Below are 1,140 nucleotides of genomic sequence, written 5' to 3' on the forward strand. Positions count from 1 at the left end.
CGGTCGTTCATTTCTGCGCGGGAGAAATTGTGATCCGATGTATTTCCATTTTCTGGCCGATGCCCTTCAAGTTTTGGTAGTCACGCGACCTCGGGCATCCTTTGACGATGTCACTGACTCCGGGAGCCTCCATCACCATCTCTGTAAGGCATATTTCGTTGACACCGGCTAGACCTTGCACCCGAGCGGCGATATTCACGTCCTGTCCGAAGTAGTCGATCCGATCGTTGAGCCTTACGGCTATGGCCTTGCCTTTGTGCACGCCGATTTTGAGGCCGAGCGGCCGCGAAGCGGTTTCGTTGAATCGCGACAGCTCTTCGATCATCTCGACGGATGCAAGAACGGCATCCTGTGGACGCTCGAAGCCAGCCATGACGGCATCACCGATCGTTTTCACGATCGTGCCAGATCGATTCCTAATGATCTTATTCAAGATGTCGAAGTGCTGGCGGACGAGAAAGTAGGCATTCACATCGCCAATGCTTTCGTACAGTGGAGTCGAATCCTTTAGATCAGTGAACAGATAAGTGATGTCGGAAACGGCTAGACTATCGCGCTCGTCCACCAGCTGGGTCTTATAGAGCTCGCCGAAGCAGGGGGTGAGTAACAATCGCTTACCGGAAAGAAAAGGCTCATACTCGACCAGGTGGGGCTGGAACTGGGACGGATACTGGAGAAACCAGAAGCGGCCTACATCCTTGGTGCGGTTCTCAATGTGGATGATGTGTTTGCCTGGGCTAAGATCGGCCGTCTGTCGAAACGCAAAGCGTCCGTCGCCAAGGATCATATTTCTCGGCCCAGTCGGCCGATCAGCAACTACGAACCGGCCCGATTCGAGCTGGATCAGCGATTCTTGGCGTTCCGCCGGTTCACCGTTCGCGAAGAAGACCACAAGAAGCTTGTGGCTAAGATCGAGCACCTCGAAACGGCCCGCAGTTACGTCGAATTCAAAGTTCAACCGCTGACCCGCATCGATATCGGCAAATCCCCGCGAGAGTGTCGCAACGAGTTGCTCGTGTGTCATTCCGTGCGGGGGCTTGAAGTCCTTGGAGAAGTTGTAACGAAGATAGTAGTCCTGGACGGACAGCATGCCCGGATGACGATATAGGATGTCGCGAACCGAACTCGAGACGGTAAAGG

At 54.2% G+C, this 1,140-nt stretch carries 1 protein-coding gene; it reads right to left on the reverse strand.

Annotated elements, in window-relative coordinates; genetic code table 11:
• Positions 1-7: 7 nt before the first annotated feature.
• On the reverse strand, positions 8-1,140 hold a 1,133-nt coding region (locus AC0L3P_RS39775; protein WP_473309435.1), incomplete at its 5' end, for an adenylate/guanylate cyclase domain-containing protein.

The organism is Bradyrhizobium sp. WSM4874, from assembly GCF_055811835.1.